Origin of the sequence: Danxiaibacter flavus (assembly GCF_041060425.1) — a bacterium.
Classification (GTDB): domain Bacteria; phylum Bacteroidota; class Bacteroidia; order Chitinophagales; family Chitinophagaceae; genus Danxiaibacter; species Danxiaibacter flavus.
The window spans coordinates 1-23123 of record NZ_JAULBC010000002.1 but is presented as its reverse complement, the minus strand read 5'-3'; the positions used below and the strand labels follow the sequence as shown (position 1 = coordinate 23123).

The following is a 23123-nucleotide window of genomic DNA, read 5'->3' as shown; positions in this document are numbered from 1 at the left end:
CTAGATGATAATCACTATAAAAAAAAGTCCCGCATTGATATGCGGGACGCTCTAAACCAAAACCAACTGCTTATGAAAATTATTGTATAGTTATTTCTTTAGGCAATGCTTTTACTTCTTCCTTCTTAGGTAAGAAAAGTTTCAGCACACCGTTGTCGTATTTCGCCTGAATACCTTCTGCGTTTACTTTATCATCAACTGTAAAGCTGCGTTTAAAGCTTGTTGCCGAGAATTCACGACGATGTGTTTTGTATTCTTTGTTTTCAGTTTCGTTTTTCTTTTCAAAACTGATGGTTAATAAACCTTTTTCAAGGTTAACCTTAAAATCTTCTTTTGCAAGACCCGGAGCAACCAGTTCCAAATGGTACGCATCTTCTGTTTCATGAATGTTTACCGGAGGAACGTTCCAACCTGCTTCTTTGCCCCATGCAGCGGGAATGTTGTTGAATAACTCATCAAACAAGTTGTCAAAAGTTCTGTAGTTACGTTTTACGAGTGTCATAGTTATTTGTTTTTAAATTTTTTAATCGTAGATCGATGTAAGTGGATTTTCAAAATGTATACCATTGGCCAAATCAGGTTCTAAAGGGGTATTTTCGTCAGTTTTTATTAATTGAAATGACAATATGTCTTATTTTGTCTATTAATGATGACAAAAAGTCTTTATTTTAACCTGCTAAGCATTAAAAGTTTTCTCCTATTTTTGTATTCTAAACAGAAAAACGGAGGACGAAGAAAATGTATCCAGCAGAAATAGTGATGCCGATGAAGGCTGAATTAACAGACAATGGCTTTGATGAGTTACTTACTCCAACTGAGGTTGATGATACACTTGCTAAAGAAGGTACTACTTTGGTTATGATCAATTCAGTATGCGGATGTGCTGCAGGTGCTGCAAGACCAGGTGTGGTGATGGCGGTTCACAACAGCGCTAAACGTCCTGATAAATTAACAACAGTATTTGCGGGTTTTGATATTGCCGCAGTAAATAAAGTAAGAGAACACTTATTACCTTACCCACCGTCTTCGCCAGCAATTGCGTTGTTTAAAGACGGAAGCCTGGTACACATGGTAGAGCGCCATCAGATTGAAGGACGCCCTGCACAGGTAATAGCAAAAAATTTAATCGCTGCTTTCGAAGAATATTGTTAGCAGCTAAAGATATCCATGCGAGCAGCTTTGTTCAATGGATGGGTTAGTAAATACCACCTCCTCATTCCTGGGGAGGTGTCTTTTTTTGGACTAGCTGAGAGCTTAAAGCCTAAAGCTTAAAGCTGATGCCTCTGCGCAATCAAAATTTGCCAATTAACATATTTTCTTTACGTGGTTATTGCGGCAATCTGCGCAATTATGAATGGGTAAGGCATCTAAGTTTTAAGCTTTATGCTTTGAGCTTTAAGCTTCCTTCTTCCAGTTTGTCATTGCGGCGATTTGCGCGTTACATATGAGTAAGACAACACAAGTTTTAAGCTTTAAGCTTTAGGCTTTAAGCTTTATCCTTTACGCTTTTTTCCCTATCATTGCACCTCAACATCAATAGCATACATGTATCCCAATTTATATTACCTGTTTAAAGAGCTGTTTGGAATTAGTCTGCCGCCTTTAAAAATTGTAAACTCGTTTGGCTTTTTTGTGGCTATGTCATTCCTGGCTGCAGCGTACTTTTTTATTAAAGAGTTGCGAAGAAAGCAGGCACAGGGCATATTTACATATGAGGAAACACAGGTGACCATTGGTAAGCCTGCAAGTACGCAGGAGCTGGCACTTAACTTCTTACTGGGCTTTACATTGGGTTTTAAGATATTGGGTGTCTTTTTGGTTGAGAATGCATTGAACAACCCGCAGGTTTTTATTTTTTCAAGAGAAGGAAGTTGGCCCGCAGGTATTTTGTGCGGTGTTTTCTTCGCCGGATTGAAATGGTATGAGAAGAATAAGGTTAAGCTGAAACAGCCTGAAACCAGAACGGTTAGAATATGGCCAAGCGACAGGGTAGGTGACGTCGTAATTATTGCTGCCGCCGCAGGTTTTTTTGGGGCCAAGCTGTTTGACAACTTCGAAAACTGGGACAGATTCGTCCAGGATCCGATAGGAAATTTACTATCTCCAAGTGGCCTTACTTTTTACGGCGGATTAATTTGCGCCACACTTGCATTATACTGGTATTTCAGAAAACATAAAATTTCCTTTATTAATATCTGTGATGCCGCTGCGCCATCATTAATGGCTGCATACGGATCGGGAAGAGTCGGATGCCAGGTGGCGGGTGATGGCGACTGGGGAATTGTTAACAGCGCTTATATAAGTGATCCAAACGGAAAAATATTGCCTGCAACAAGTGTAGAACAGGTAAAGCAAATAGCTGCCGCAAATGCAAACTTCTATTCACAGTATGGCCCGGTAGAAAATCTTCACCATGCTAGTTTCAAAGCCTCCCTTTTACCTGATTGGTTTGTAGCTTATACATACCCTCATAACGTGAATAGTGAAGGTATTCCTATTCCGGGTTGTACCTGGGGTGAATATTGTAATCATCTTCCCCTGCCGGTATTTCCAACGCCGCTGTATGAAATTATCGTATGCCTGTTGTTGTTCTGGGCGCTATGGGCGATAAGAAAAAGGATCAGCATTCCCGGAAGACTTTTCGCTATCTATCTCATCATGAATGGTGTTGAAAGGTTCTTCATTGAAAAGATCCGCGTAAACTCCCGCTACAGCATTTTCGGTTTCCATCCCACGCAGGCGGAAATTATTTCAACGTTACTTGTTATTGCTGGTGTGGTGTTGTATTACTACGCACCGAAGTTTAGGAAGACAGCGGTAAGACAGTAAGACAGTAAGACAGTAAGACAGTAAGACGTGTAAGACGTGTAAGACGTGTAAGACATGTAAGACGGGTAAGACAGGTAAGACAGGTAAGACCATAAGAAAGATGTAAAGAAAAACAGAAATAAAAAAGAGGGGTAAGATGATAGCCATTTTACCCCTCTTTTTGTTATAGAATTTTATCAGCCAAAGTGTGTAATAACATCGTCGCGCCACTCTTACGGTCTTACTATCTTACTGTCTTACGCGTCTTATAATGAACTTGTACTTTCCACTAACCTGCATTTTCTTCGCCGTCAGCGTAAGCCGGTAAAGATGCTCGCCCCAGACGCTGGAGAGGCGCGGGTCGGTCTGAGGAATTTCTTCGATGGAGGGAGTGAACAATGCGGCATCGTATATCATTTGCAGTTTTTGCCTGTCTTTTTCCAGTACTACCGTACCGGGTGTGGTGATATCCGGTTTTGCCCATGTGAGGAAGTTTTCCTGGTTGGGTTGTTTGGCTTCGGCTAATGTAAACGCGTCTTCAATGGTGAGCGCATTGTTGGAAAGATCATAGGTCCGTTTCCAGCTCTTTACTGAAGCATCAGCGTTGTACGCACCACTTATGTCCATCGAGAAACGCATAAGGCGTTCATCAAATTGAACATCTTTTGCACGATATTCAGCGCCAAATTGTTCAGGTTTTCCGTTGATCATGGGGAGATTGTGATAATTGCTTTGCATCGTCCAGATCGAGTATCGTTCGTTGCTGAATGTCTGGCGCGTGTATGTACCTACGCCAGCGTCAACAAACATTGGTGTTGTATTCAGGTATAATGAAAAGGTACCCACATCGTTGTGGTTATGGCTCTCATTGTTGTAGCCTCCCTTTGCCGCCAGGAAAAAGCCCTGCTCATCCTTCATATAACAGAATTGGGTTTGCGGATACCACGTGTATTTATCAGAAGGCGATTCCGGGTCGGTTTTCGATAATCCTGCGGCGCAACTCCAATTTTCGATGGTTCTGAAAAAATCAATGCCCACACCTGTTTCAAGGGTATTGGTTTGTTGTAGATAAGCGGCAAACCGTTGCATCATATTGCTGTTTACAGCTTCACCATATCTGAATATCAAGCCTGCATCACCACCGCCCTTTGCAGAAGCATCGGCGAAATTTACGACCCAGCCATTTCCAACATAGCTATGGGCAATATATTCTCCCATGTTTTTAATCATGGGTTTGCTGAATAAATTGAGTCTGCCGCCGGTCGCATTATATAAGATCTGGAGGTAATCATACAGTTTTCCCGCTGCATGTCCCCAATAAGATGGACCTTCTTCGCAGGCGCCGTCTTCGTTCACGTAATTAATGAATTTATCTACACTTTGCATTGTTTTGTAGACTGCGGCTGAGCGAGCGTCAGCATTATCTTCGAGTAGCAAAAAACATATCAGTACATTCGAATTGCACCACGGATTCCAGTTATTCACGAGCGTGCCCGGTGTATAATTCAAAGCCTGCCACCAGTAGTCACTGCGTGCCATGTATGGAATCAATATCCGTTCCCTGATATTTTTGCGCAGTTTTGATGCGATAATGGTATCTGTCTTGTCCATTTGTTCATGCAAAAAATACCAGGTCCATGACAACAATGATCCGAGTTGCCCCGAACCAAGGTCAATGATCTCTTCATGATAATCGGGCAGGGACCGTTTGCTTTTCTGAGCAGAAAGATGTGCCGATAAAACCCAGGACGACATTTCACAGGCATGCCAGACGCCGTTGATGATCTGTTCCATAAAGCGTCCCTTTCCTTCAGCCAGCTCGGCGTACACAAGCCGGCCGAGCGCAGTGTTGTTGGCGTTGAAGGGTGTTTCCATTACCGCGCGGCTACCACTGCGTTCAAATTCAAGATAGTCCGTCGCCTTAACCACCTTCCATTCATAATTCAGATACGCTTCGCCATCCTGAATGATCTTGTTTTTCAGATTGCCGGTTATGCTGTCCCATCCGATGCGATTGCTGTATGCCGGGTATTTTACCCATTGATCCGTTGGAAGTATATATGATCTCAATTGCTGTTCGCTGGCTTCTTTTTGCAGCAGGTTACGTTCAGTATACGATGCAATACTTGTAGTTGAAATCAATATTGCTAAGAATACAAACAGATATTTCATATAGCGGCTTTTAACTAAAATAAGCATACTGAGGAAATAAAATCTCCGCAGTAATGAGTTTTTAATAAGGCCAACCCGGAGTTGGGGTAATATTGCTGTTCCGTTGCACTTCTGCTCTTGGGATGGGCCAGGTAGTAATGTAATCGCCCGGATATTTGTAGGTAGTTATATTTTCACCCCACACGCGCAAAACTCCATTGCCGTTTGCGAACACTTTTTCTTTTAAAGTTCCCCATCGCAGTTCGTCAAAGTAATCGATGCCTTCGCAGGCGAATTCAACTCTTCGTTCGTTCCGTATTCTTTCGCGCATATCGGCCTGTCCGCTGACAAAAGTTGGCAAATTAGCGTTGCCTGTTTGTAGTAGCGCAATTCCTGCGCGGCTTCTTACTGCATTCACCAACTCGATAGCTGCAGGTACATTGCTTTTTTCATTCAGAGCTTCGGCCCACATCAACAGGACATCTGCATAACGGATCACCGGTATGTCGATGGGTGTTTGATCGCGGACAAGCACTTCATTCGAACCTTCACCAACAAACTTCCTGTACAGATATACAAAAAAGGAACTCCAATCCGTGCGTAAATCCTGCACTGGCAGGTTGGCATCGCGAAATGGCCAGCGCATGGTATAATTCTGGTCTGTTCCTGCGAGCGGTGTTCCAAGATAACTTGAGTAAGGAGTGATAACTGTCGCACTCAGGCGTGGATCCCTGTTCTCATAGGCTTTTTTGATCCGTGCCTCGTTGCCACCGGGAATGTATTGCGACATATCCAGACCCTTTTTAATAGCGTCATCAATTTCTTTTTGTGTAAGGTTGTCACGGAAAAAATATACTTCCCTTTTGCTGGCCGGCATTGCGTTAAAACCAGGAATAATATCGTCCCAATTGAACTTGCTGCCATCGGGTTTTTCATACAAATCTACGAGGTGTGGTGAGGGTAAATACACATCCCAGCAAGAACCAAACGAGGCTCTTGATCCAAGGAAAAGCTGCATATTGCCACCGTAATCGGCCTGTGCCATGTTTTGTATGGAGAAAATCATTTCGTCGGACTGCTCATTGGCCTCTTTGAATAAAGTTTTATAGCTTCCCGCAAACAGCGCATAACCACAATCCTTCACTTTTTCAAAGTCGGCAATTGCAGCATCCCATTTATGCTGGTACATATATACCTTACCGCGAAGTGCATATGCTGCACCTTTGGTAATGTGTCCGTATTTTGCATCTTTTGCCGCATATTTCTGCGGCAGATTGGTTTCATTAATGCAATCATTCAAATCGGTCAAAACTACTTCCCATACTTTTTCTTCTGTTTCCCTGCCTTTGGTTGCCTGATCAGCGGTAATTGGCTCAAGGTAAACAGGAACTCCCTTGTATAGTTGGTTCAACCGGAAATAATAGTATGCACGCAGGAACTTGCATTCGGCTATATAGCGTGCTTTTTTAACGCTTTCTGAAGGGGATTTGGCAGGTATGCTGTAAATGGCATCATTGGCCCGTTGTATTCCTTCGTACATTGCTCTGAATAAATTGGCAAATATGTCAGATCCGGGGCTTGCGGTTCCATTTAACAGTCCGTCCTTCGCATCGCCGCGCATCTGTCCCGTGACAGAAATGCCATCCATCTGGTATAACTCATAACCTGAAGGGCTGTATGATCCGGTTGTTATTCCGATTCTTAATCCATTATAAACGCCAGCGACGCCAAGATCAGTCAAATTATCTGTTGTCCACATGGTGGAACTGCTGATTGAACTATATGGATAAGTGTCCAGGATGTTTTTGCGACAGGATGAGCATATAAAAAATGAAGCAAAAATGATTATTATGGTTTGTGTATTTCTCATTGTGACAGGTTTAAAGTGATCAGAATGTTACATTAAGGCCAAATGCAAACTGTTTCATTGTCGGATAATTTACATCCGCGCCAATCTCCGGATCCATACCGGGATATGATGTGATGATTAAAAGGTTTTCAGCAGATATGTAAGCACGAACATTACTCATGTATGCTTTTCTAATCAATGCAGCGGGAAGCGTATAGCCGAACTGCAGATTCTTCAACTTTATATAGGACGCATCATAAACATAAAAATCGTTGGCAATGGTATTTATCGGATCGCTGGTGTTTTTCAGCCTCGGATATTTGCCGCTGATATTATTAGCCGGATCATTTGGATTGGCATCGTTATAATAGTAGTGGTTGTTTGCTGCAAAATCGCTAACTGAATACCCGTTTTGAACAATTGAGCTGTTGAAGCCCTGGGTATTCCATCGATAGGACATGCCTGCGCTTCCGGCCCATAACATAGATAAGTCGAATCCTTTCCATGAAGCACTCAAATTCAATCCAAAATTGAACTTGGGTGTGGCTGATTTGCCCAACCATTTTCTATCGTATGAATTGCCATAAGTACTATCCTTGTTATTGTCTGCGTAAATAAAGTCGCCGTAGTAAAGTTGTCCTTTGCCTATTGTATTTGACGGTTGAAATTTATAACCCGCAGCCATCATATCCTTAACCCATTGAAGATCATCAGGTGTGCGGATCATGCCGTCTCCTGGACCACCGTTGGCATTAACAGATCCATCGCTGTTTTTATGACTGCCACTTCCGCGATATAATTGCTGCACCAGTAGCTCATTGATCATATGGCCTTCAACTGCTCCGTTATTGTACACGCTGCCGATGTTGGATGTATAAACCTGCTTGCCTGTTGCGTCTGTTGTCCAGCCTTCTACCAAAGGGCCGAGATAGGATTTGATTGTGTTATAGTTATATGAGAAGTTGCCTCCAATAGAATAACTTACCTGACCAGCTTTATCTCTCCAATTGATCATCGCTTCAACGCCACGGTTGAGCAAACTTGCTGTGTTGGCCGTAGGTGCTGTCTTTGTGCCCATCGTCATTGAAATGGTGGGAACGGTAAGTATATTGGTTGTAAGCTTGTTGTAATAGCCTATTTCAACGTTCAGGCGGCTCTTCAAAAAAGCTGCTTCCAATGCAATATCGGTCAGCGTAGAAGCTTCCCAACGCAAATTTGGATTGGGTATCTTGGTCTGAGCCAACGCCGGCCATACAAGGTTGTTGAATGAATAATTTACTTTGCTGTACAAGGCCTGCCAGTCGTAATCGCCAAGATTGCTGCTGCCAAGTTTACCCCAGGATGCGCGCAGCTTTAAATTGGAAATTGACTCTTTAAAGCGTTCAAAAAAGTTTTCTTCGGAAATTCGCCATCCGGCAGAAAGAGACGGAAATGTTCCCCAGCGATAATTGGATCCAAAGCGGGACGAGGCATCTCTCCGGAGGTTCACTTCAAAAAGATAACGTTGTTTATAATTGTAGGTAACACGGCCAAACCATGACACTGTTGAGCGGTCGTTTTCATTGCCATCAATCGTCTCCGGAACCGATGCGGATGCAGGTGTTGTTATGGTAGGATCTATGAGGCCTTTTTTGCTTGTGTTGGTAAAGTAATAATCATAATAGTACTGATTGTACCCGGCTAGAGCGCCGATCGCATGATCGCCTATTTGAGTGGTATATCGCAACACAGCTTCCAGCGTTGTGCTATATTCTTTGTTGAAATTATTCTGGGTCGTCATGGTGCTTGTATTGATCGACATGTCAGGAGGTACAGTAGAGGCAAAATTTCGCCTGTAAAGAACATTCGGATACGACTTGATTTCCTGCGTTTTATTTTGATAGTTAAACCTGGGCTCTAGCGTTAGTCCGTTTGCCAATTTTAAAATGCCATACCATGTTGTATTAAATCTTGTTGTAAGATCGCTGCCACCTGTGCCGTCCAGGTAGGTAAGTATATTATTTGCATTTAGAGATTCCTGTGTGGCGGAAGGCAGTCCATAAAAGCCGTCATAATAAGGATAAAGTCCGGGCGTTGTCGCCCGCAGAAAGTTAAATGCGTTATCAGTATTGGCTTTTCCAAGCGATTGCATTAAGCCATATGTTTGCGTGCCTATCGATAAAAAATCGGTGATCTTTGATTCTACGTTTGCACGCAACTGGTAGCGTTCAGCTCCGGTATGGCGCATAATTCCTTGATTGTTTAAATAGCCGCCAGATAAGAGGTAAGTGACTTTGTCGTTTCCGCCTGACACGGAGATGTTGTGATTCTGAACAACATTTTTTTCAAAGATGGTGCTGACCCAGTCAGTGTTGGGATAAACAACGTAGTTGGGATACCCGGATTCAGTTTTCCCGTACGGATCTTTTGCTGCATCAGTCCATGTTTGCATAACAGATTCGGGGAATACCGGAGATTGACCAAGATTGATGTAGCCTTCGTTGATCAGTTTCATGTTTCGTATATAATCAGTTACAGGCCTGATAATGTTACTTGGTTGTGCGATAGAGAACAATCCGTTATACGTAACTGTCGTTTTATTCTTGTTGCCTTTTTTTGTTGTAATAAGCACCACGCCATTCGCGCCCTGTGAGCCATAGATGGCGGCAGATGCTGCATCTCTTAATATAGAAATGCTGGCAACATCATTAGGGTTAACTGCATCCATTGTGCTGATGATTCCGTCAACAATGATTAATGGACTGGATGGAATAGTTTGATCGCTTCTAGGCAAAGTGCCGGTGCCTCGTATGCGAATGGTAGCACCATCACTACCGGGTTTGCCTGAGCCCTGGTAAACAGAAACACCAGGCGCAAGTCCGGCCAGTGAAGAGGATATATTCGTTGTAGGCCTGTTTTCAATTTGTTTAGATGTGATCTGTGCAACAGAGCCTGTCATGTTTACCTTTTTCTGCGTGGCATAGCCTACCACCACTACATCACTAAGGCTACTATCTATTGTTGCGTGTTCCAGCTTTACGACGATATTGTCTTGCGTAACCGCTATGTGGCGAGTTTTATATCCGATCAGGGAAAACACAAGTATGTTACCATGTGACGCATTAATCGTGAATTCGCCATGCTCATCTGTGGCTGTACCCCGCGTGGTATTTTTTACTTCAACGGACGCGCCTGCAAGTGGCGTGTTATTTTGATCAATAACCTTTCCGGAAATTGATTGGGCCATAGCAATGCAACAAATGCATGCCGAAAATGCCGTAAGTAGTACTTTCTTTAAAAACGACTGTTGTTTCATTGTTTTCGTTTTTGGTTTACAAATGGTCAGGAAAGTGCAAAGAATAGCCGTTCCAGCCTTATTGATGGAATGTTAGGGGCAACGACAATCCTTTTGATTATTGATGCGATAAAAGATGGGCTTATATCATAAGCAATGATTGTTGAGATGAAAGAATATAAAACACAACCAACCCGGAATAGCTATTACGATAAGGGTTATAATTTTTGTTGTTTGATTCGTGTGAATTGAAGAAGCATCCTCAGGTACTATCTGTTCATAACATGCAATCGGCAAGGGTGGGCTTCTGCTTCAATCGTAGGGCAAGGTTACAAAGACATCGTTAAAGTTCTTCTTGTTTTATGCTTTTTATTTGCGAAATCGTTGTAGTTATGATGATTTTTTGATTGCAGCAACTATGCTCATTACATTTGCCAAAACTGTGCTTGCTTTTGCTATGATGATGTTGCCAGGAACAGCGCCGGCATTCTTAATTACCCAAACCTTTAACTCCTTCATTCATGAAATTTGAAGCCGTAACCATCAAGGATATTGCGAAGGCACTCAATCTTTCCATCTCCAGTGTTTCCAAAGCTTTACGGGGCAGCCATGAGATTAGTGAAGAAACAAAAAAACAGGTACACAGTTATGCGAGAAAGATGAATTACAAACCCAATCCCATTGCACAGGGCTTGCGAAAAGGAAAAAGTAAATCAATTGGTGTGGTGGTGACAAATATTGACAACAATTTTTTCTCGCAGGTAATTAATGGTGTAGAATCCGTTGCGCATAAAAAAGAATACAATGTGGTGATTTCACAAACACATGAAAGCTACGATCGCGAAGTACTGGCAGTTCAAAACTTTGCAGCAAGATCTATTGATGGCCTGATCATCTCGCTTTCTGCTGAAACAAAGAAACAGGATCATTTTAAAAAACTGCATGATAGCGGCCTGCCCATGGTTTTCTTCGATCGCGTTGCAAACACAATAAACACACATAAGGTTACCAGCAATAATTTTCTAGGAGCCTACAATGCAACACGGCATCTGATCCAACAAGGATACAAACGGATTGCACACATCACGAGTGCTAACACACTCTCGATTACATTCGAAAGACTTGAAGGTTATGTGAAGGCATTAAAGGACTATGGATATCCGCTCGACGAAGCCTGTATTAAGTATTGCGATCATGGAGGCATGTTGCAATCAGAAATATCTGCTGCCTTGCAACAATTACTTTCTATGACAAAGATGCCGGATGCTATTTTTACTGCATCGGACAGACTAAGCACATCCGTATTCAGCCTGCTGAAAAGTAAGCACATTAAAATACCACAGCAAATAGCTATTATCGGATTTACCAATTCCATCAGTGCAGATATTTTCGATCCGCCGCTGTCCACCATTTCACAGCCAGCATATGAAATGGGACAAACTGCAACAGAGCTCCTCATCCGTCTTATCGAAAGCCGCCGTCCCGTAACATCCTTTGAAAAAATTGTACTGGATAATACGTTGCATATTAGGGAGTCGAGTAGGAGGGGGGAAATGTGAGATGTACGGTGTAAGATGTACGATGTACGATGTAGGAGTGAGGCGTGACGTATCAGGCATCAGGTGTCAGGTATCAGGTGTCAGTAAAGCCGTCAGCTAGTAGCTATCCGCCATAGGAATGAGGGATGGGGTATGAGGCGCGTACGAATGGAATTAGGTCTACGGAAAAAAGCGTCTGAAGAATATTGGTTTTTCATTGAAATATGGGCTGTCTGGTAATCTATTAAGTCCGATTCCGGAGGGTGCCGGATCTTCTGAGTCATGACTTAAGGAAAAGTCCAGCACGAACATTAAATCCTGCCAATCCTCCAATCCCCAAAATCCTGGTCCAGACAAGAAAAATGAAGTTTTTCGCCTCCTTTTATCCCAGTCTCCACTCATCCATTCCAATCACCGCTCGTCCCTCCAGGCCAAAATCCAGGTAACTTTTTCCATCGTTGTGCGTACAACTTCCAAATCGCCGGCGCCGTTTATCACTAAAATCAGCCATTCAAAGCAAACCAATGTACTATGCAAAACATAGTACCTAGTTTTGATCTGTATTTTAGAAAAACACATCGAACCACAACATTATAGTCATGAAAAAATTGATACTCCTGTTAACCTTAATAAATACCGCAAGCATATATTCTTTTGCGCAAACACCATCTGGTAAGGTGGATGGTAAAATTTCCGGTAACGAAAAACCGGTTGAAGCGGCAGCAATTTCCCTGCTGAATGCAAAGGATTCTTCCGTTGTCAAAATAGCAGTGACAGATAAATCGGGACTGTTTTCGCTGGAAAAGATTAAAAACGGAAAATACCTGGTTTCTGCTGAAGCCGTAGGATTTTCTAAATATTACAGCGAAGCTTTCAACATTGATGCAAAGAATGCTAACTATACCCTAAAAGATGTGGTGTTGAAAGCATCCAGCCAGCAGCTGAGCACTGTTGTAGTAACTGCATCAAGACCATTGATCGAACAGAAGATTGACAGAACAGTCGTGAATGTGGACGCTTCTCCTACAAACGTTGGTCTGTCAGCATTGGAAGTGCTGGAAAAATCACCTGGCATTACAGTTGATAAAGACGGCAATATCAGCCTGAAAGGCAAGCAGGGTGTACTTGTGTTGGTAGATGGAAAACCCACTTATCTGAGCGCGCAGGATTTGGCGAACCTGCTTAAAAATATGCCCAGCGTTAACCTGGATCAGATTGAAATTATGACCAATCCGCCGGCAAAATATGATGCTTCAGGTAATGCAGGTGTGATCAATATCAAAACAAAGAAGAATAAAGTAAAAGGCTTTAACGGAAGCGTAACGCTTGGCGCTGGTAAGGGAATCAACCCTAAAACCAATAACAGCATCAACATGAATTACCGTACCGGCAAGGTGAACATCTTTGGAAATTACAGCTTTAACTGGAACAAAGGGATGCAGGATCTGGATCTGACACGTAAGTTCTATGATAGTACCAATGCTTTGGAATCTGTTTACAAGCAAAGAACCAAAATGACACCCAACTACCAGATGCATTCGTTTAAAGCGGGCGTTGATTATTTTGTAACAAAGAAAACTACATTGGGTGTTGTGTTGAATGGCTATGTAAATCCGGGATCATTTACATCCAACGGTGTTACCAATATTTATGACGCAAATAATAATCTGACCGCTACAACCCTTGCCAATAACAGTTCTAAGGAAAAATGGAACAATATAGGCGGCAATTTTAATCTTCGTCATACGTTTGATACAACAGGAACCGAATTAACAGCTGATCTTGATTATATGAACTACAAGGCAAATCTTAACCAGATGTTCGAGAACCAGTTTTATAACCAGGTGGGAGTTAAAATTCAGAGTGATGAGATCTTAAGGGGTTATTTGCCATCCAACATTAACATCTATACAGCAAAAGTTGATTTTACCAAACCACTGAAGCATGATGCCAAGTTTGAAGCAGGTGTTAAAACAAGTTATGTAAAAACCGATAACAATGCTTTTTACGACACACTGGGCGCCTCAGGTGAATGGCAGGAAGACCCGCGCAGGACAAACCATTTTATCTACACAGAAAACATAAATGCGGCATACGTTAACTATAGCAGGCCCTTAAGCAAAAAGTGGAGCGCACAGTTAGGTCTGAGGCTGGAAAACACCAACTCAAAAGGTCAGCAGCTGACAACCAACACGGAGTTTGAAAGGAACTATACACAATTATTCCCTACAGCATATATAGGCTATAAACTGAATGAAAAGAACCAATTGGCTTTAAGTTACGGCCGCCGCATTCAAAGACCGGACTACCAGGATATGAACCCGTTCTATTATTACCTGGACAAATACACTTACCAGGTGGGTAACCCATACCTGAAACCACAGTTCAGTCATAACATTGAGTTAAACCACACGTTCAAAGGCTTTTTAACAACATCGTTACAATACAACAAAACAAAAGACATTATACAGGAGGTACTGGAACAAATTGACAGCACACACACATCTTACGTAAAGCAAAGCAATATTGCGGACAGGGATAACGTTGCTTTAAGTGTTAGTGCAAATTTCCCGGTAACAAAATGGTATAAAACGAATATATATGCACAGGGTGTTTACAACAGGTTCAGAGGACCGGTAAACAATGGGTACATTGACGTAGACGGCTTGGGCTTTATGGCCAATATGACCAACACCTTCAGCCTGAAGAAAAACTGGACGTTAGAACTGAACGGCTTTTTCAGAAGTACTATGACCGAAGGAACACTGGTTGCAAAGCCAATGGGCATGGTAAGTTTTGCTGTAAGTAAAAACGTGATGAAGAATAAAGGAACAGTGCGTTTGAATGTAAGGGACTTCCTGGATATTCAACAGTTCAGAGGCTATAGCAAATACCAGAATGTTGACGTACAGATCCACAATCAATGGGATAACAGGGTAGTTAACATTAGCTTCACATACAGGTTTAGTAAAGGTCAGGCAGTGCAGCAAAGAAAGAGAGGTGGATCTGATGATGAATCAAGCCGCGTGAAAGGCGGTGGTGGAGGTAACTAGTTGCCTTACATATTAAAATGCGTCCTCTCATCCTTATTTGAATAATACGTTTGCAGATAAATGCATTTTTTTACACCGTTGAAAATTTTTAGTTTTTTTCTTATGTGACTATAGGCGGCCCCGGTTTTTACCGGGGCCTGTATTTTTGGAGCATTTGAGTTGTACGTTGTAAGTATTACGTTATACGTTGATTGGAGCGAAGGCAAAACATGTTTTAGTCGCCTTGGTTTGTGTCTCACAAACCATTCAATAACCCGCGCAACCTATATAATAAGACCCTGAATGCAGCAAAATAGTTGTTTCCTAATTGGGAAACCTTTACTTTTGATAAAAATCCTTGATGAACCCTAAATTTGAAGTAGAATTACTACCAGAAGCAGTTGAGTTTTTGGAACAACTAGATGATAAAACGAGAGAAAAAATTTACTACAACATCAGAAAATCTCAATTTGTAAGTGACAGTGAACTCTTCAAAAAACTCAATACCCTTATTTGGGAATTCAGGACACTATACAACGGTAAAGCGTACAGACTTTTTTCTTTTTGGGACAAAATTGATGGTAAAGAAACTTTGGTTATCGCAACACACGGCATTTTAAAAAAGACACAAAAAACGCCTCTTAAAGAAATTAGAAAAGCAGAAGAAATCAGGACAGCGTATTTCAACAACCGTACAAAAAATAAATAGCTATGCCAAATAAATTTAAAACAGTTTCGCTAAATACAATGATCGACAAACACATTGGTAGACGCGGAACTGAGAGACGTGAGGCTTTTGAAAAAGAATTGCGTATAGACCTGTTAGGACAAGCTATTAAGCACGCAAGACAAGAGCTCAATTTAACCCAGGAACAGTTAGGTGAACTCGTTGGGGTACAAAAAGCTCAGATCTCAAAAATTGAGAACGGTGCAAAAAATGCAAGGTTTGACACCATCTTGAAAGTGTTTGATGCTTTAGGCGCCAAGGTAAGCTTCAACATTGAACTAAACAATAAGAAGTTTGCATACTGAGGGAACGTTGTACGTTATACGTTGACGGGAAGCGAAGGGGCGCGCTTTAATCATCCAATTGCCGTGGCTTGAGTCTCGCGAACTATCACAACTGGTGCGGTGCGTATATGAAAATTGACTTTGTTACCGACATTACATAATGAGAGGGCAATCGGAAATGGTTAGTGAGACACAAACCATGGCGGCGGCAGCGGCGGGTTTATCAAATAACACAACGTTGACGTTTTGACTTTTGAATTTTTACTTTTGACTTGCTCCCAATTTGCATGTTTACCTTTTAACCGCGTTCGCCTTTCAGCTTTAAATTTTATCTTTAAGGAGACAAGGGCATCATTTTTAGACAGTGATTTCTGAACAAAATATTTTGCATGAATAAGGCATTACTTTTTTGGGGATTGATATGCATGGGCGGTACTACTATTTCCTGTAAATGGTTTTCTCATGATAAACCGGATTCAAAGTTTTTAATTGGCAGATGGGGATTTGTTACAATTGCGGATAGCAGCAAGGTCGACACAACAAAGCCGTCTTCCGGAATTCTGTCATCAATCCCTATAAAAGATTCTGTAAAAACCTCACTTGAGTTTAAAACAGATAGCTCTTATGTTATCTACTCAAAGGAGCAGCCAAAGAAGAAAGGAAAATATTACGTGGACTCTTCCGCCAAAACTATCTACATACAAACTGATTCTATTTACAAGCCATTGCAGATAAAGGAAATCTCAGACTCAACTGTTGAGTTGTATCTGCCAGAGGATAGTTCTTCGGTGCATTTGAAGAGGGAATAAGGAGCTTTGAGCTATTAGCTATCAGCTATCAGCTTCAGCTTTGAAGCGAGAATGTTTATCGGTAATAAGAGGATGTAATGGTTACACAGAGGGGCGCGGAGACGACACAGAGTTGCACAGAGGCTTTGCACAATATCTTCTTGCAAAAAAAAAAGGAAATTGAAACTCAATTCAATTTCCTTTTTTTATATCACAAAAATCTTTGAAGATCGGGCTAGTAATCGCTTTTAAAAGATCAACGTAAATCAGCGATCCTCAGATCAGCCATCAGCCATCCTTTCTATTTCCTGCTATAGTTTGGCGCTTCTTTAGTGATCTCAACGTCATGTGCATGGCTCTCGCGCATACCAGCATTGGTGATCTGTACGAAAGTGGCCTGCTGTAAAGCTGCAAGATCTTTCGCTCCGCATAAGCCCATACCTGCACGTAAACCACCTACATACTGTGATACCACTTCATTTAAATAACCCTTGTAAGCTACACGGCCTTCAATTCCTTCAGGGACCATTTTCTTCACATCATCACCTTCCTGGAAGTAACGGTCGCCGCTCCCTTGCTGCATGGCTCCGATAGAACCCATACCACGGTATTCTTTAAACTTACGTCCTTCATATATAATCGTATCTCCGGGGCTCTCTTCAACGCCTGCAAACACGCTACCCATCATCACCACACTGGCTCCGGCAGAAAGTGCTTTTACCATGTCACCTGTATAACGGATACCACCGTCAGCAATAACCGGAATACCTTTAGCTTTCAATGCACCGGCAGCTTCCATAATCGCTGTTAATTGCGGAACACCAGCACCGGCAACAATACGTGTGGTACAAATAGAGCCTGGCCCGATACCTACTTTTACCGCATCAGCGCCTGCATCAGCCAATGCTTTCGCACCTGCAGCAGTGCCTACATTTCCCGCAATAACCTGTAGATTTTTAAAATTCTTTTTCAGTGTCTTCAGGGCATCAATAACACCTTTGCTGTGACCATGAGAACTGTCAAGCGCAACAATATCAACGCCTACCTGTTGCAAAGCATACGCTCTGTCATTCACATCTTTGGTTATGCCTAAAGCGCCACCCACCAGCAACCGGCCAAAGCTATCCTTAACTGCTGCGGGATTATTCCGCACTTGTAAAATGTCCCTGTAAGTAATTAAACCAATCAAACGGCCTTGTTTATTTACTACAGGTAATTTTTCAATCTTGTATTGGTGGAGAATCTTTTCAGCCTTTTTAAGATCAGTTCCTTCAGGCGCAGTAACCAGTCTGTCGCTGGTCATTACTTCCGTTACCTTGCGCTTTTTATCTGTTTCGAAACGTAAGTCACGGTTCGTTAAGATACCCACCAGCTTGCCGCCCTTATCGATGATGGGAATACCGCCGATCTTGTTCTCTTTCATCAGGCGCAATGCATCACCAATCGTTGCGTCTTCATGTAAAGTGACCGGATCGATGATCAAACCACTTTCGCTTCTCTTTACTTTGCGAACCTGTTCTGCCTGTTTTTCAATGCTCATATTCTTATGCAGAATACCCAGACCGCCTTCACGAGCCAATGCAATGGCAAGGTTAGCCTCAGTTACAGTATCCATAGCTGCGGACAGCATAGGGATATTTAATGTTATGCTTTTGGTAAGCTGTGACTGAATATTAACATCTTTTGGGAGAACCTGGCTATAAGCCGGCATAAGAAGAACGTCATCGAAGGTGAGACCTTCACCGAAAAACCTTGAACTGTCAGACTTTTTGTTGGGGGAACTAATTCTTGTTGCCATGTGCAAAGATATAGGGTTGGAATGATTATCTCCAAATTTTTTAAACAAGTGTTTGAATTTGTCTAACACAAAAGCCCAGGCAGCGATTGTCTTAGGCCTTCATTATAAAACAATTATGTAGCGGATTAATTACAATGTTAAATAGTCAAAATACGCTGTTGTTCGGATCGTTGTTGAGCTGAATAATATCCGGCGCTTTTACATAGCTGCTGTTATACCGGAAATTGAGGTTTGTTGTAAACTCCAGTTTGAACGAATCAGCCATTTCGGCCTTTCTGGGGAAAAATATGAAACGCAGTTCCATCGTTCCGAAAACAAGGTTTTCATTCCTGGTTCTTACACCTCCGCCTAATCCATAAAATACGCCTGATTTTGCGAACTTTTCATTTTCGGGAGTGATAACTGCTGCATCTCCGAATACAAAGGGCGCGAATTTGAATCCAAAAACCTTATATTTTAAAAAGAGATATGTTTCTGAATGCAGGCTTAACCGCTGATCCCCCAATGTAGAATCTGAACTGAAATACCTGATGCCGAAGGTATTGCTCAGACTAAGCGGATCAATACCCATCCGGCTGAATTGTTGTGCATAGGTAAGCCGCATGTATTGTCTCAGCTTAACATTATCACGCACAAACAAACGGCTGAACATACTGCCACCCAACATTACGCTTGCATCCTGCAATTCACCCTGGTTTATAAATGTGCAGGCACGGCCGAAATACTGAATAATGTCCTTCTTTTTGGTTACAATGTAACGGTTGGCATCAACACCTGCATATCCACGGTTGAGAAAAGACTGTTGATACCAGCCTCCGGTAAATGCCACATTGTAGCCATAAGGCACATCTTCCGTAGTACCAAAGCCGTACAGGTAATTGGTTTTGAAAAAATTCTGGCGAAAAAGTGTAAAGGAGCCAAGCACTGCTTTGGTTGTATTAAATTTTTGGATAAGCTGGCCCTTTACCTGTTCAGGCGATTCGAGAAAATTTGTATTCAAAAAACGTATGGCAACAAACTGCCTGCCTTTTACATTAATGTTGTGAAGATATTTTCTCACGCCAATATTGTAGCCGATCCATGCGTCGTACGTACGGTACTTGTATTTGTAGAAAAGCGTGTCAGATATATTGTACAGGTTAAACGATTCCCCCTGCAACACCGCAGCGGAACCGGCAACATGCAGGTATTGCGAAGCCAGTGGCCTGTCAAATCTTACCATCCAGCCCTGTTCGTTCCATGCAGCTCCCTGAAGATTGGGATTTATAGTTCCATAGGCAACAGAGGCGTTGACAAAGGAGTTTGCAATATTGTTCTTGCTGTATAAAAGATTGTAACCGAATGTTGGAGTGCGCAGCTGATCCCAAAGCACCGAAAGTTGTACCTTTTGGCCCATACCAAGCACATTCGCGTCGGCAATCCGCCCCTTGAACTGCTCAGGACTAAATTGTGTTACTTCACCTACTATACTAAAAAGATCTTTTGTAGCAACTTCCACATCTACCGAATCAGGATTGTTTTCAATTGGCCTGATTAAAATACGTGCATCCTGCATAAACTCCAGCGAACGCAGATACCTTTCGTTGTCAGCCATCATGTACGCGTTTACCGGCGTGCGTTCCTTTACAAAAAGATTATTGCGGATCACCCATTCTCTTGAATTCCGGTGCAGATGATTGAGGATTCTGGTTCCGAAGTAGTTGCTGCTTTGCGTGGTATCCTGGAAAGTGGTTTCAAAGCCAAAAGTTCTTACTCTAATGTGTCTGATGATCTTTCCTTCATAAGGCAAATAGGGCTTCTCGCTTTTGGCGTTAATGAGTTCTGTGGTAGAATCCGGGGTGCTTCTGGTTATGGCGTTTACCGCAAAATCAAAGATGTTGTTTTTCTTTTTTTCAGGTTTGGTGGTATCTTTTTCCTGTGCACGGCTTATGCTGAAACAAAGAAAGGATACGAGGTACACCAGCGCGAATCTAGAGATATATGTAAAAGAAATTTTCAACAAACCAGGTTTTATTACTCATTGTCAGAAATTATTCCAACAACAACAATTTCAATCTAAAAATACTTTAATTAGAACGTATTACGGGCTTAATGAAGTATAAAACCGTTAACTGCACTACTTTTGCAAAGTAAATTATTTATCATGAAGTACCAGGTAGGAGATGATATTATTGTGTTGCACAGCAATGAAGAAGGAAAAGTAATAGAGATCGTTAACGATAAAATGGTCATGATTGAAGTGCGTGGGGTAAAATTTCCCGCATATATGGATCAGATTGACTTTCCTTACTTTCACAGGTTTACCAAAAAGAAGGTTGTTGAAGAGAAAAAGCCTGTAAAAACCTATGTTGAAAATATTCCGAAGGAGAAACCAACTGCAAATAAAATAAAGGTAGAAGACGGCATATGGCTTTCTTTTCTGCCCAAATTCGGACTGGATGAGTTTAATGACGAAGTAGTGGAGGAGTTCAAGGTTTACCTCGTGAATAAGACTGAAAATGCTTACAAGTTTATTTACCGGCAGGTGTTTTTTGGAGAGCCTGATTTTGAATTGAGAAACGAGGTGTTGGCTTTCCAGGATTTCTATTTGCACGATATTCCTTTTGAGGACCTGAACGATAATCCGCATTTTACATTTGAGTTTTCCCTATTAAAGGAGAATAAGAAAAAAGCTGACTTTTTTGAAGCTTCTGTAAAACTGAAAGCCAAACAGGTATTCCTGCGCATTGAAGAAATGAAGAAAAGAAACGAGCCCACGCTTTCTTACGAACTGTTTTCAAAATACCCGGATAAAGTTCAGGATGATAAAATAGAACTTACCCCGCTTGTGGCTAAAGGTTACAAATTGTATGATGCTGCAAGAACCCGCCAGAATCTCGAGCCTGCAAGATCGGTGATAGACCTGCATATTGAAAAACTGCTGAACGATTTTAAACATCTCAGCAATTTTGAAATATTGACGCTGCAGCTGAAAGAGTTTGAAAAATGGTACGAGTTGGCCATTGCGCATCATCAGCCTTCATTAACCGTAATTCACGGGGTGGGAAGTGGCAGATTGCGCGATGAAATACATGATCTGTTAAAAGTGCGTAAAGAGGTTAAAACCTTCATCAACCAGTACGATCCAAGGTTTGGTTATGGCGCAACCGAGATATTTTTTCAATATTAATGGATGGTAGATTTGCATGAAGTCAAACGGCGAACATATTGCACCTGTTAAAGATATGCGGAATGAGTTCCGCATATTTACTTTTAATATAACAGACAAAGAACCGGAAAACAGTACGCCTCACCGTCATAATTTTCATGAAATAATATTCCTGGAGGAAGGAAAAGCAACTCATGAAATTGATGGAGAATATTACGAAATTAAAGGACCTGAAGTAATACTTGTAGCACAGGGCAAAGTGCATTCTTTTAAAGTGCAGGCAGGCGCTAAGGGATGCATAGTGCGGTTTTCCGGCAGCTTTTTGCCGGAGAATACAGAATGCCTTTTCTCACAATTTTTCTTTCTTTCGAATATTCCGGTGCGTTGTGAAGAATTCAGAGAAAAAATTAGAAGCTTGCTGCAGTTGATTTTTAATGCAGACAATGAGCCTGACAGAAAGCCTGCATTTATCAAATACCTTCTGTCAGCCTACGTAGAATTACTGAAAGATGAAAAGGAAAAGCATTTTGCTTCGGCAAACAAAGCATCCAAAGAAAATTACCAGCTGTTCAATCGCTTCCTTATGCTTGTTGAAGCTCATTTTCATGATCAGCAACCGGTAGATTTTTATGCAAAAACACTGAATGTTACTCCCCGGAAATTGGGAGAAATAAGTAAGGAAGTATTTGGCCAAAGCTCATCCAATGTTATTGACAGCCGGCTAATGCTTGAAGCAAAGCGGTTGCTGTTATATACGCCTCAATCCATACAGGAAATAACCTATACACTTGGATTTAGTGATCAATCCTATTTTACAAAGACATTCCGCAAGTGGGAGGGATTAACGCCTTCTGAATACAGGAACAGGAACAAGGTTGCATAAAAGTACCAGCCTTCGGCAGAAAACTACCAATACGGTCCAGTGTCTGTAGGTAGCTTTGCATAAAAGAATAACATTATGAAAATAGTACTGATAGGCGCAACCGGTTTTGTAGGAAGCCATTTACTGAAGGAAGCGTTGCATAGAAATTATGATGTGACAGCCATTGTGCGGGATCCGTCAAAATTAGCCGTGAATGATAAACACCTGACGATAGTTAAAGGTGATGTTTATAATGAAGATGAACTCACAGGTTTGTTAGAGGGATATGATGTAGTTGTTAGCGCTTTCAATTCAGGCTGGCAAAACCCAAATATTTACAATGATTTTTTAAAAGGCTCTGATGCCATTAACAACGCTGCAAAAAAAGCAGGCATCAGACGTATCATCATAGTAGGTGGCGCAGGAAGTTTGTTTGTAGCTCCCGGTGTGCAGGCTGTTGATACAGATGCTTTTCCGGCTGAATGGAAACAAGGAGCGTTAGGTGCAAGAGATGCACTCACTAATATTCAGAAAGACAGCAGCCTGGACTGGACCTTCCTTAGTCCTCCGTTCAATCTCCATCCGGGCGAACGCACCGCTTCATTCCGCATTGGACATGACGAACCCATTTTCAACGAGAAAGGAGAATCATCTATTTCTGTAGAGGATCTGGCCGTTGCTTTGTTTAACGAGCTGGAAAAAGGTGAGTTTATTCAGCGACGTTTTACGGTAGGCTATTAGCAATGAGCTAAAAAAGAATGCCACTGAGATTCTGTGTTAATTACCAAGTAAGAATTTAGTTAAGTTTTTATAATTTTGTTTTTCCAAGGCGGCAAAAGTCAGCCTGTTTAGGGCGGTCTGTAA

The 23123-nt window shown here is 41.9% G+C and carries 17 protein-coding genes; 10 read left to right on the top strand and 7 right to left on the bottom strand.

Going from position 1 to position 23123, the window contains the following annotated elements:
• Positions 1-79: 79 nt before the first annotated feature.
• Positions 80-502 carry an Hsp20/alpha crystallin family protein gene (locus QTN47_RS05850; protein ID WP_369328401.1) on the bottom strand — a complete coding sequence of 141 codons (423 nt, stop codon included), beginning with the start codon at positions 500-502 and terminating at the stop codon, positions 80-82.
• A gap of 236 nt (positions 503-738) precedes the next feature.
• On the opposite strand from QTN47_RS05850, the gene QTN47_RS05845 reads away from it, so the two are divergent.
• The gene (locus QTN47_RS05845; RefSeq protein WP_369328400.1) at positions 739-1152 is read left to right on the top strand and encodes a BrxA/BrxB family bacilliredoxin; all 414 of its coding nucleotides are present in this window, start codon (positions 739-741) and stop codon (positions 1150-1152) included.
• Between the two features lie 393 nt (positions 1153-1545).
• The gene (locus QTN47_RS05840; protein WP_369328399.1) at positions 1546-2829 is read left to right on the top strand and encodes a prolipoprotein diacylglyceryl transferase; all 1284 of its coding nucleotides are present in this window, start codon (positions 1546-1548) and stop codon (positions 2827-2829) included.
• A 228-nt stretch (positions 2830-3057) separates the two neighbouring features.
• Here QTN47_RS05840 and QTN47_RS05835 read toward each other — a convergent pair whose 3' ends face one another.
• The 4 genes from QTN47_RS05835 to QTN47_RS05820 all read right to left on the bottom strand — a co-directional run bounded on the left by QTN47_RS05835 (position 3058) and on the right by QTN47_RS05820 (position 10601).
• Positions 3058-4980, bottom strand: coding sequence for a heparinase II/III domain-containing protein (locus QTN47_RS05835; protein WP_369328398.1), 1923 nt, complete (start codon positions 4978-4980; stop codon positions 3058-3060).
• A 61-nt stretch (positions 4981-5041) separates the two neighbouring features.
• Positions 5042-6829: a RagB/SusD family nutrient uptake outer membrane protein gene (locus tag QTN47_RS05830; protein WP_369328397.1), complete on the bottom strand. Its 1788-nt coding sequence runs from the start codon at positions 6827-6829 to the stop codon at positions 5042-5044.
• A 19-nt stretch (positions 6830-6848) separates the two neighbouring features.
• The gene (locus QTN47_RS05825) at positions 6849-10103 is read right to left on the bottom strand and encodes a SusC/RagA family TonB-linked outer membrane protein (RefSeq protein WP_369328396.1); all 3255 of its coding nucleotides are present in this window, start codon (positions 10101-10103) and stop codon (positions 6849-6851) included.
• A gap of 369 nt (positions 10104-10472) precedes the next feature.
• A complete protein-coding gene (locus QTN47_RS05820; protein WP_369328395.1) occupies positions 10473-10601 on the bottom strand; it encodes a hypothetical protein in 129 nt (42 codons plus the stop codon).
• Positions 10602-10603: 2 nt separating this feature from the next.
• Here QTN47_RS05820 and QTN47_RS05815 point away from each other — a divergent pair, with 2 nt between their 5' ends.
• From QTN47_RS05815 to QTN47_RS05795, 5 genes are all read left to right on the top strand, one after another.
• Positions 10604-11641, top strand: a complete 1038-nt coding sequence (locus QTN47_RS05815) for a LacI family DNA-binding transcriptional regulator (protein WP_369328394.1) — start codon at positions 10604-10606, stop codon at positions 11639-11641.
• A 578-nt stretch (positions 11642-12219) separates the two neighbouring features.
• Positions 12220-14673: a TonB-dependent receptor domain-containing protein gene (locus tag QTN47_RS05810; protein WP_369328393.1), complete on the top strand. Its 2454-nt coding sequence runs from the start codon at positions 12220-12222 to the stop codon at positions 14671-14673.
• A gap of 340 nt (positions 14674-15013) precedes the next feature.
• The gene (locus QTN47_RS05805; protein WP_369328392.1) at positions 15014-15361 is read left to right on the top strand and encodes a type II toxin-antitoxin system RelE/ParE family toxin; all 348 of its coding nucleotides are present in this window, start codon (positions 15014-15016) and stop codon (positions 15359-15361) included.
• 2 nt (positions 15362-15363) lie between these two features.
• The gene (locus QTN47_RS05800) at positions 15364-15684 is read left to right on the top strand and encodes a helix-turn-helix domain-containing protein (RefSeq protein WP_369328391.1); all 321 of its coding nucleotides are present in this window, start codon (positions 15364-15366) and stop codon (positions 15682-15684) included.
• A gap of 368 nt (positions 15685-16052) precedes the next feature.
• Positions 16053-16472, top strand: a complete 420-nt coding sequence (locus tag QTN47_RS05795) for a hypothetical protein (RefSeq protein WP_369328390.1) — start codon at positions 16053-16055, stop codon at positions 16470-16472.
• Between the two features lie 280 nt (positions 16473-16752).
• Here the strand turns inward: QTN47_RS05795 and guaB are convergent, their stop codons facing one another.
• Positions 16753-18249, bottom strand: a complete 1497-nt coding sequence (gene guaB, locus QTN47_RS05790; protein ID WP_369328389.1) for an IMP dehydrogenase — start codon at positions 18247-18249, stop codon at positions 16753-16755.
• Between the two features lie 145 nt (positions 18250-18394).
• Entirely contained in the window at positions 18395-20248 is a 1854-nt protein-coding gene (locus QTN47_RS05785; protein WP_369328388.1) for a BamA/TamA family outer membrane protein, read from the bottom strand.
• Positions 20249-20392: 144 nt separating this feature from the next.
• Here QTN47_RS05785 and QTN47_RS05780 point away from each other — a divergent pair, with 144 nt between their 5' ends.
• The 3 genes from QTN47_RS05780 (at position 20393) to QTN47_RS05770 (ending at position 23000) form a co-directional block, all read left to right on the top strand.
• Complete coding sequence (locus QTN47_RS05780) at positions 20393-21418, top strand: Smr/MutS family protein (RefSeq protein WP_369328387.1); 1026 nt, start codon at positions 20393-20395, stop codon at positions 21416-21418.
• A 16-nt stretch (positions 21419-21434) separates the two neighbouring features.
• Positions 21435-22280 carry a helix-turn-helix domain-containing protein gene (locus QTN47_RS05775; protein ID WP_369328386.1) on the top strand — a complete coding sequence of 282 codons (846 nt, stop codon included), beginning with the start codon at positions 21435-21437 and terminating at the stop codon, positions 22278-22280.
• Positions 22281-22355: 75 nt separating this feature from the next.
• On the top strand, positions 22356-23000 hold the full coding sequence (locus tag QTN47_RS05770) for an NAD(P)-dependent oxidoreductase (protein WP_369328385.1): 645 nt from the start codon (positions 22356-22358) through the stop codon (positions 22998-23000).
• Positions 23001-23123: the final 123 nt, after the last annotated feature.

What these genes read in the sequence shown, in the direction of transcription:
- QTN47_RS05850 (WP_369328401.1), bottom strand. Translation starts at nt 502, where the DNA reads ATGACACTCGTAAAACGTAACTACAGAACTTTTGACAACTTGTTTGAT.
- QTN47_RS05845 (WP_369328400.1), top strand. Translation starts at nt 739, where the DNA reads ATGTATCCAGCAGAAATAGTGATGCCGATGAAGGCTGAATTAACAGAC.
- QTN47_RS05840 (WP_369328399.1), top strand. Translation starts at nt 1,546, where the DNA reads ATGTATCCCAATTTATATTACCTGTTTAAAGAGCTGTTTGGAATTAGT.
- QTN47_RS05835 (WP_369328398.1), bottom strand. Translation starts at nt 4,980, where the DNA reads ATGAAATATCTGTTTGTATTCTTAGCAATATTGATTTCAACTACAAGT.
- QTN47_RS05830 (WP_369328397.1), bottom strand. Translation starts at nt 6,829, where the DNA reads ATGAGAAATACACAAACCATAATAATCATTTTTGCTTCATTTTTTATA.
- QTN47_RS05825 (WP_369328396.1), bottom strand. Translation starts at nt 10,103, where the DNA reads ATGAAACAACAGTCGTTTTTAAAGAAAGTACTACTTACGGCATTTTCG.
- QTN47_RS05820 (WP_369328395.1), bottom strand. Translation starts at nt 10,601, where the DNA reads ATGAAGGAGTTAAAGGTTTGGGTAATTAAGAATGCCGGCGCTGTTCCT.
- QTN47_RS05815 (WP_369328394.1), top strand. Translation starts at nt 10,604, where the DNA reads ATGAAATTTGAAGCCGTAACCATCAAGGATATTGCGAAGGCACTCAAT.
- QTN47_RS05810 (WP_369328393.1), top strand. Translation starts at nt 12,220, where the DNA reads ATGAAAAAATTGATACTCCTGTTAACCTTAATAAATACCGCAAGCATA.
- QTN47_RS05805 (WP_369328392.1), top strand. Translation starts at nt 15,014, where the DNA reads ATGAACCCTAAATTTGAAGTAGAATTACTACCAGAAGCAGTTGAGTTT.
- QTN47_RS05800 (WP_369328391.1), top strand. Translation starts at nt 15,364, where the DNA reads ATGCCAAATAAATTTAAAACAGTTTCGCTAAATACAATGATCGACAAA.
- QTN47_RS05795 (WP_369328390.1), top strand. Translation starts at nt 16,053, where the DNA reads ATGAATAAGGCATTACTTTTTTGGGGATTGATATGCATGGGCGGTACT.
- guaB (WP_369328389.1), bottom strand. Translation starts at nt 18,249, where the DNA reads ATGGCAACAAGAATTAGTTCCCCCAACAAAAAGTCTGACAGTTCAAGG.
- QTN47_RS05780 (WP_369328387.1), top strand. Translation starts at nt 20,393, where the DNA reads ATGAAGTACCAGGTAGGAGATGATATTATTGTGTTGCACAGCAATGAA.
- QTN47_RS05775 (WP_369328386.1), top strand. Translation starts at nt 21,435, where the DNA reads ATGAAGTCAAACGGCGAACATATTGCACCTGTTAAAGATATGCGGAAT.
- QTN47_RS05770 (WP_369328385.1), top strand. Translation starts at nt 22,356, where the DNA reads ATGAAAATAGTACTGATAGGCGCAACCGGTTTTGTAGGAAGCCATTTA.